Origin of the sequence: Longimonas sp., assembly GCF_046498435.1 — a bacterium.
GTDB lineage: Bacteria > Bacteroidota > Rhodothermia > Rhodothermales > Salinibacteraceae > Longimonas.
In genome coordinates this window covers 1-7962 of sequence record NZ_JAWOAR010000271.1, presented here as the reverse complement: position 1 = coordinate 7962, position 7962 = coordinate 1, and the positions used below count along the sequence as shown (strand labels likewise).

Below are 7962 nucleotides of genomic sequence, written 5' to 3'. Positions count from 1 at the left end.
ACTGGATGACCAGAAGAATGTACAGGCCTGTCAAGGCGGCAGCAAAGGCGATACCCATGTCCCTGAAGACCCGGATGGTGATCTTCCATTCTCCTTCTCCCGCCCGATGCGCGAGGCACTGCCTGCGTAGCCCGCTCCAGTCACATTGGTACGCCGAAGTGGAACGAAGCCGGCCCCACGGGGCGGGCTTTTTTTGTTGGGGGATGCCTGGGCATAGGCAACTTCGGCAGATGGGGACTTGCATACGTCGCTGCTGCTTTATATCATACCACCGTAACCAATGACGGTGGCCCGCAGCGTACACCACCAGGCGCATGCTGCCCCGCATGGTTTCGTCGTTCCCCCGACTTCCACCCCCAGCGTATGAGCGCGCTCACAAAGCGTCAGGAGCAGATCGTGACGTTTATTGCCGATCATATGGAAACGTACGACCGTCCGCCCACGGGCACCGAAATCGCTGACCACTTTGGGTGGAGTTCGCACGCAACCGCCTACGAGCAATTACGGTGGATCGAAAAGAAAGGCTATCTGGTGCGCGAGCGCTCCGGGACGCGCGGTCCGCTGCGCCTCTCGCTAACCGACAAGGCGCGCCACCTGGTCGACGATGCCTGGATGGTGCTCGGGCGCATTCCCGCCGGGCCGCTGTCGGATGTGGCAGGCGAGCACCTCGACACCGTCGCGGGGCTGGAAGACCTGGTGCCCGTTTCCCTAAAACCGGGCGACTATTTCCTCCGCGTAGACGGCGATTCGATGATCGACGCTGGGCTGGCCGAGGGTGCGCTCGTGGTGGTGCGCTCTACGCAAGAAGCTACCAGTGGCGACATCTGCGCCGTGTGGGTGGATGGCGATGGCGGCACGCTCAAGACCGTCCGGTTCGAGGGCAACACCGTACACCTCGTTCCGCAGAACAGCGCCTACCCACCCATGCAGTACCCCGCCGAGCGCGTGCGCATTCAGGGCGTGGTGGTGGCTGTGCTCGACATGCGCCGCGTGTAGGGCACGTTGCGCGAACTCACCTTCTCCTCATAACTGGCCTATTCGCATGATTGGTTGCCTGTACATCCCCGACTACCCGGCGTGGGCGCTTCAGTATCTGGATAAGCAGCACAACACAGCGCCCGAGGCGGGCCTGGCGGTAGTCAGCAAAGACCGCGTGCTGGCGTCCACCCAGGCCGCGCAGCAGGCAGGCGTTGCATCGGGCACGACGCGGGCAGAAGCCGAAGATACCGCCGTCTGCATACGTGAACGCGACCGGCGCGCCGAAGCGGCTGTCTGGGTCGATGTGATGCAGCGCCTGAATGCCTACACGCCGCGCATTGAGTCGGTGGATACGGGGCTGCTCTACTTCGACCTGGTGGATGCGGAGGCGTTGAGCGACTTCTTGGAGGCAACAGGCGTTCAAGCTGCGTGGGCCCCCGACCGTCCGGCAGCGCGTCTCGGTGCGCTGTGTGCACGGCCCGGCACGATGCAACGCCTTACGCACCGCGACATCACCGCGCTGGTGTGCGAACTGCGCATCGAACATCTGCTGCGCCTGGACTACCCGCTGTCGATGATTGAGCACCTGAAAGACGCCGGATACGACCGGCTGGAGCCGCTGCAAGACGTGTCGCGGCGGCGGTTGCAGGCGGAGTTTGGAACGCAGGGAAAGCGGCTGCACCGGCTGCTGCATCCGTCGCGTGTGGACCGGGCGCCGGTGCCGCTCTACACCGCGCCCGACACGGTACGGCGGGCGCTGCACTGGGATACGCCCGCCGTCTACTGGGAGCAGGTGCAGCCCGCCCTGGCGCGGTTGCTCAGCCAGGCGGTGAGCGCACTCGGCGCCAAGACGTGCCAGCGTATCACCGTGCAGGTCGTCGACGCCTGCTCGGGCGCGGTGCTGCGCGACAGCCGTCTGCTGCATGCACCAATGCGCACCCGCAGCGCCCTGTCGCCGGTCGCCCACGAGTTGTTGCGCACCCTCATGCAGCCTGGATTGAAGGTGGAGACGCTGCGCGTGGCGCTGGGTGTGCTGGCCATCCCCGAGGTCTACCCCGACGTATTCTTCCGGCAGACCCTGCGTCCGCGCCGGGATGCCGCGCCGCGGCTCGCTCCCACATCTATCGCAGAAGGAGCCGTGCCTGACGGACTTGCAGAGCATAGCGAGGTGGTTAGCGATGAGCGAGCAGAGATGCGTGGGTAGGAGAGAGTTGGACATCTTAATAAATATGCAAGTGAGAGACGAGTTACTTATACTACTGCCCTGTCAACCCTCATTTTGATGGTTGCCCTGGCATCAGCCCCCACGAAGCCTGTCATGGTGAGCGCAGTCGAACCATCTCCTTGGCCGTTGGCAAGAACTTTTCGGGACGGCACGGCACGCGTATCTATCTTGGTTCAACCCAAACATTAACCTGTGACACGACACTACTATTGCATTTTCAAATCGAAACTACATGAGATCAAAATGAGACATCTATTTCTATTGACAGTCATGCTGTGTGCTTTCGCGAGTCCGGCACAGAGCCAATGCCAAGATGCATTTCTTGAAACCCGGCAGTGGGTACTGGATCAAGACACCCAGCTCCTGGGCAACATAGAGAGCGCGGCGCTGCACCCGGCGCAGGGGATGGCTGTGGCGACAGCGGATCCCAACGTCGTCTTGTTGGATGCGGAGGGGCAGTTTCGCCAGGACATTGGACGGGTGGGGCAAGGGCCGTTCGAGTATCAGGGGCCGCTCGTCCTTCGTTTCGACGGCGATAGATTGGCCGTTTGGGATCGGGGCAACCGCAAGCTCATAACCTTTGATCAAGATGGGCAGGCGCTGCAGGAGTGGACCGGTATAAGCCGCAACTTTTCGAACTTTACCCTGCAGGGAGACACCCTGTTTGCTTATCATGGAGGCGGTCTCAGAGAGGATTACATTGCCGCGTATGCTCGACAAGACCGGGGTAACGCAAGCATACAACTCGGGCAGGCTCCCGAAGCACACTTTCCGCTGAGTCTCCTCGACGGGTCCAGTCCCATCGCATACGACACGGCGCAGCAGCGGCTTCTGTACGCTTCGCCTGCTGAGCCCATCATGCATGTGCACAACACAGATACGGGCGCAACGTCCACCGTAGACATCAACGACAATGCATTTAACACCGATGCCGTCCAAGATTACCAAACTCTGGAAGACATCAACAGCGACATTTTGGGGGCGTCTGAGCAGGCATTTAAGAGCAGCCGCTTCTCTTCGATACACGCCGTAGGTGGAGGCCTAATTCTGGCTGTGCTGCAGCATGGCGTGCTGGAGTACGAGCGCTCTTTTTCAGAGGCGGTTGATAACCAAGCGGACGGTGGAGGCACGTTTGATGTTGGAGGTCTTGCCACGAACACGCGTCGGCTACACGTTCATCTCCTTAATGCTGATGGAGAGCAGGACGCCTGCCAGTCGCTCTCGCTTTCTGAAGAGGCGTTCGAAACGGATGATCCCATTCTTGGACACACCGATCGCGGCTTTCTCACGCTGCGCACACAGACGAACGAGGCCGGAGATATCGACTACGTGCTCACCGAGTACTACGTCCCGGACACGTACTGAGACGGTCGTGGTCGACGAACGAGCCGAGATGCGTGGGTAGGGACACGGCGCGCCGTGTCCCTACACGAGGTCTGTGCACGAAAATGGGTCCTGGGGCGAACGGTCCCCCGTTCGCCCTCGCCAGCACCGACGGAGACGTTCGCACCTGGGAGCCGCTCCCTATCGCGCCTCAGCCACGGCGGGCTCTTGCTCGCGGTATTGCATATCGTAGAGACGGCGGTAGAGGCCGTCGAGCTGGAGTAGTTCATCGTGCGTACCGCGCTCGCGGATCTCGCCCTTGTGCATCACCAGAATCTGGTCGGCGTCGCGGATGGTGGAGAGGCGGTGGGCCACGGCCAGTGTGGTGCGGTCTTCGGTGAGGGCCTCCAGCGCGCGTTGGATGAGCGCCTCGGTCTCGGTGTCTACGCTGGAAGTGGCCTCGTCGAGTACGAGCACGTCGGGGCGGTAGAGCAGCGCGCGCACGAACGCCAAGAGCTGACGCTGCCCATGCGAGAGCGAAGCGCCGCGCTCTTTCACGTCTTGCTGGAAGCCCTCGGGCAGCTGGTCGATGAATCGATCCGCCTGCACCATGCGCACGGCCTCGCGGATGGCCTCCTCCGAGATCTCGTCGTTGCCCAGCGTCAGGTTCCGCTCCACCGTGCCCGAGAACAAGAACACATCTTGCAGCACCAGCCCGATGTGGCGGCGCAGGTCTTGCAGGCGCAGATCGCGGATGTCCACGCCATCCACCAGAATGCGTCCGTGCTGAATGTCGTAGAAGCGCAGGAGCACGTTCATTACGGTGGACTTGCCAGCGCCGGTGGCGCCAACGAGGGCCGCGGTTTCGCCGGGATCGATGGTGAACGAGATGTCTTTCAGAATCCACTCAACGTTGTTGTGGGCGGCCGGATCGTCAACGCGGTCGAGATTTTCGTAGGTGAACCACACATTTTCAAAGCGAATGCGCCCCTTCAGCGCATCCAGCTTCACCGGCGTATCCGGCTCCGCAAGCGAATAATCGTCGTCGAGCAGTCCAAAGATGCGCTCGGCTCCAGCCATAGCGCGCTGCAGCGTGTTGTACTGATTCGAGAGCTCGCGAATCGGCTCGAAGAACTGGCGCGCGTACTGGATGAACGCAATGAGCACGCCCAGCGTGAGGGCCGAACTCGTCATGGCTTGCAGGCCGCCAAACCAGAGCACCGCGCCCACGGCCACATCGGCAATGATCTGCACCGCAGGCCAGAAGATTGCAAAGTAGAAGATGGTTTGGATCTGCGCGTCGCGGTGGTCATTGTTGATCTGCTTGAAGCGGCGCATCTCCTCGTCCTCGCGACCAAAGAGCTGCACGATGGTGATGCCCGTAACATGCTCCTGAATGAAAGAGTTGAGGCGCGAGATCTGCTTGCGGGTTTCGCGGTAGTGCGTGCGCACATGGTTCCGAAACCAGAACGTGACCCACACCATGAGCGGCATCACCGTCAGCGTCACGATGGCCAGCGTGGGGTTGATCGTGAACATGAAGTACGTGATGAACACGAGGCGGAAGAGGTCGCCCAGAATCACGACCACGCCCGAAGAGAGCACGTCGCTCAGCGCCTCCACATCGCTGGTGGTGCGGGTGATGAGGCGGCCCACCGGCGTGCGGTCGAAAAACTTGAGCGGCTGGCGCAGCACAAAGTCGAAGACCGTGGTGCGCAAGTCATAGATGGCACGCTGGCCAATCCACTGCGTCATGTAGTTCTTGATGAACGCAAACAAGCCCTCGGTCATCAGCGCCACGACCAGAAAGAGCACAATCGCCTGCAAGCCGGTTACGCCCCACGTGCCCAGCGCCTCGGCTTGTGCCACGATCCAGCCTTGCAGGCCGTCGGGCGCAGCGCTTCCCCCCACAATATACTGGTCAATGGCCAGCTGAATGAGCAGCGGACGTAGCGGACCCAGCATCGATGCGATGAACGTAATGCCCAGCGCCAGCGCCACCCAGCCCGCATACGGCTTCAGGTATTTCCCAATGCGCCCCACCAGGCGGCTCTCCATCTGCTCGAACCCGCTTGGGGTGTCGTCCTCATCGTCGCCCTTGTACGCCTCGCGGGCATCCGACAGGTTGGCTTCCTTGCTCGATTCGTCGCCCTGAGCAGCGTCGTCGCCGTCGCGTTGAGACGCGCCATTGGTGGTGTTGGTAGAAGCAGCAGCCACAAGCCAGCAGAATAATTCCAGATCTATGAAGCGCAACACACAAATAGCATTTATGTGTGCAACGTAGCCTTAACTCATGTCTCCAACATAGGGTTGCGCCTCCACACGGCAATCACAGCGCCGTTACGGATGCTGGAGCCGCGTTTCAGTTGGCAGGTCCAATCGGATACGCATGGCCTTCGCGGGCTCCTTCGGTATTCGGGTGGATGCGCCGGGCCTCGGCTTCGAGCGGTGTCCAGTCCTCATATCGCGCACTCAGATGTCCCAAGAGCAGGCGGTGGGTGCCGGATGTGCGGGCGATCTGCGCTGCTTCCGCAGCGGTGCTGTGCCCGGTCTCGGTGGCACGGGCCGCATGCTCGGACCCAAACGTCGCATCATGATACGCCAGGTGCGCCCGCTGCGCCAGGGCGCGGCTACCGGGGCCGGGACGCGTATCCGTGATGTACGCGCACGACACGCCGGGTTGCGGCGGTCCCACCACATCATCAGGTCGCACGCGGGTGCCGTCGTCGGTGGTGACAGGCGTGCCTTCCTTCAGGCGCCCAAAGTCCGGCGGATGCGACACCCCCAGGGCCCGGGCGCGCTCCACGTCCAGCGGACCCGTGCGGGTGTAGGTGGTCCACCGATAGCCCATCACCGGCACGCGATGGTCCAGGGCGCGAGCTTCGAGCCAGGCATGGCGTCCGCGCCACACAGTGGTGCAGGCGGGCGGCGGTATCATCTCGCAGATGGTGCACGCGAACGGCAATTCGGCAGGACTTGCGCCGGGTGTGGCCGCGAGCCAGGCCTTTAGCCCCGGCGGACCGATGCACGTGAGCGGGTTGGTGCGCTGTTGCAACGCCATGGACGAGAGCAGGCCCGGCAGTCCGTAGCAATGGTCGCCATGCAGATGCGTAATCGCAATCACATTGATGCGTGCTGCTGAAGCCTCCACGGCGTGCAGGCGATACTGTGTGCCCTCGCCGCAGTCGAACAGGATATGGCGTCCATGATGCGTAAGCAGGGCCGCTGAGAGATGGCGTCCGTGGGCCGGCACAGCCGAGGCGGTGCCGAGCGGGGTAAACGTGGGCATGGCGAAGTGCCAGTTGAGTGAGAGATTCGAGGGTGCGCCAATGGTGAAGGTGAGGATTGGTTCTTGGCGCATAGTAGGTGCTACACAAAAAGCAGGATGACAATGAGGCCTGCCTACTATGTTGCAAGCTGCGTATCCCTCACGCATCCTCCAATTAACATGCAAGGGAAACTTGCATCGATGTGTACTCCCTGCGTGTTATCTGTTTATCTGTGCATCGGCGCAATGCGGCCAGTTGAAGGGGCCAGGCTTGAGCATAGCGCTTATCCCAACGAATCTATGACGATTGAAGATTCCCTACCGCAAGGCACCTCGCGGGCTGCGCAAGTGCTTCGTACGGTAACCTCCATCATCCGCCATCATCCCGCGTTGATGCGTCAGGCACGTGCGCTGTACCGCGTGAGCCGATATCCACTGCACCGCGAGCCGCGTACGATGTACTGGATCGACCGATACCTGCGGTTCTATGACTCGAAGCCGCTCTATCGGTTGGATGCAAACCATGCAGCGGCGTTTCTGTCGTTTGTTACCACGAAGGACACCTGCACCGAGGCCGAAGAGGCGATCCGCTTTTGTCATGATCGGGTGCTGCACCGCCCGTTGCCTGATGATCTGACGTACCACATGCGCGATGCGCGTTCGCCCGAGCGTCGTAAGGCGTCGGCCACGCGGTCGCTCTGGCCTCGTTCTGCGCGGTAGTGCTGTGTCACAGGTCAATCTTGGGGTAGAGGCGCACCTCTCTCAGAATGCGTTGTGCTATACATATGATCGCTGTTGAACATGCAGAAATGCTTGTTTATGCCCCCACACCGTCATCCCAGACGGAGCGGAGCGACGATCTGGGATCCATGCCCCAATGGAGGGATGTATTAGCGGAGTGAGTTCGCCCTCAACCGGCGAATGGATTACTTCGTGCGCACCACAGGCATGACCTTCGGCCCTCGCTTCGCTGGGCTCCGGATCAGCGGCGCCAGGGGCGCCTTGCCTGTCCTGAACTCGATTCAGGATCTGGATGACTATAAAATGGGAGTCCATGCGTTACCCCATGAATCATCTGTGACACGGCAATAGTGCTGTGTCACACGTCAATGGTTGGGTTGCGCGGGCGAGTGATTGCCATGGAAGATCACAAAAGATCCCGGATCAG

Annotated in this window: 6 protein-coding genes; 4 read left to right on the top strand and 2 right to left on the bottom strand. The window is 61.3% G+C overall.

Annotated elements, in window-relative coordinates; all coding sequences use genetic code 11:
- Positions 1-363 precede the first annotated feature (363 nt).
- The 3 genes from lexA to R6U20_RS10560 all read left to right on the top strand — a co-directional run bounded on the left by lexA (position 364) and on the right by R6U20_RS10560 (position 3568).
- Positions 364-996 carry a transcriptional repressor LexA gene (gene lexA / locus R6U20_RS10570; RefSeq protein WP_410337822.1) on the top strand — a complete coding sequence of 211 codons (633 nt, stop codon included), beginning with the start codon at positions 364-366 and terminating at the stop codon, positions 994-996.
- Positions 997-1042: 46 nt separating this feature from the next.
- Complete coding sequence (locus R6U20_RS10565) at positions 1043-2182, top strand: hypothetical protein (protein ID WP_410337821.1); 1140 nt, start codon at positions 1043-1045, stop codon at positions 2180-2182.
- A 291-nt stretch (positions 2183-2473) separates the two neighbouring features.
- Entirely contained in the window at positions 2474-3568 is a 1095-nt protein-coding gene (locus R6U20_RS10560) for a hypothetical protein (RefSeq protein ID WP_410337820.1), read from the top strand.
- A 159-nt stretch (positions 3569-3727) separates the two neighbouring features.
- Here R6U20_RS10560 and R6U20_RS10555 read toward each other — a convergent pair whose 3' ends face one another.
- On the bottom strand, positions 3728-5743 hold the full coding sequence (locus R6U20_RS10555; protein WP_410337819.1) for an ABC transporter ATP-binding protein: 2016 nt from the start codon (positions 5741-5743) through the stop codon (positions 3728-3730).
- Between the two features lie 145 nt (positions 5744-5888).
- Positions 5889-6815, bottom strand: coding sequence for a ribonuclease Z (locus R6U20_RS10550; RefSeq protein WP_410337823.1), 927 nt, complete (start codon positions 6813-6815; stop codon positions 5889-5891).
- A 279-nt stretch (positions 6816-7094) separates the two neighbouring features.
- On the opposite strand from R6U20_RS10550, the gene R6U20_RS10545 reads away from it, so the two are divergent.
- The gene (locus R6U20_RS10545; protein WP_410337818.1) at positions 7095-7514 is read left to right on the top strand and encodes a hypothetical protein; all 420 of its coding nucleotides are present in this window, start codon (positions 7095-7097) and stop codon (positions 7512-7514) included.
- The last annotated feature ends 448 nt before the right edge of the window (positions 7515-7962 follow it).

Excerpts from the sequence above, each read along its gene's own strand:
- lexA (WP_410337822.1), top strand. The coding sequence starts at position 364 with ATGAGCGCGCTCACAAAGCGTCAGGAGCAGATCGTGACGTTTATTGCC.
- R6U20_RS10565 (WP_410337821.1), top strand. The coding sequence starts at position 1,043 with ATGATTGGTTGCCTGTACATCCCCGACTACCCGGCGTGGGCGCTTCAG.
- R6U20_RS10560 (WP_410337820.1), top strand. The coding sequence starts at position 2,474 with ATGCTGTGTGCTTTCGCGAGTCCGGCACAGAGCCAATGCCAAGATGCA.
- R6U20_RS10550 (WP_410337823.1), bottom strand. The coding sequence starts at position 6,815 with ATGCCCACGTTTACCCCGCTCGGCACCGCCTCGGCTGTGCCGGCCCAC.
- R6U20_RS10545 (WP_410337818.1), top strand. The coding sequence starts at position 7,095 with ATGACGATTGAAGATTCCCTACCGCAAGGCACCTCGCGGGCTGCGCAA.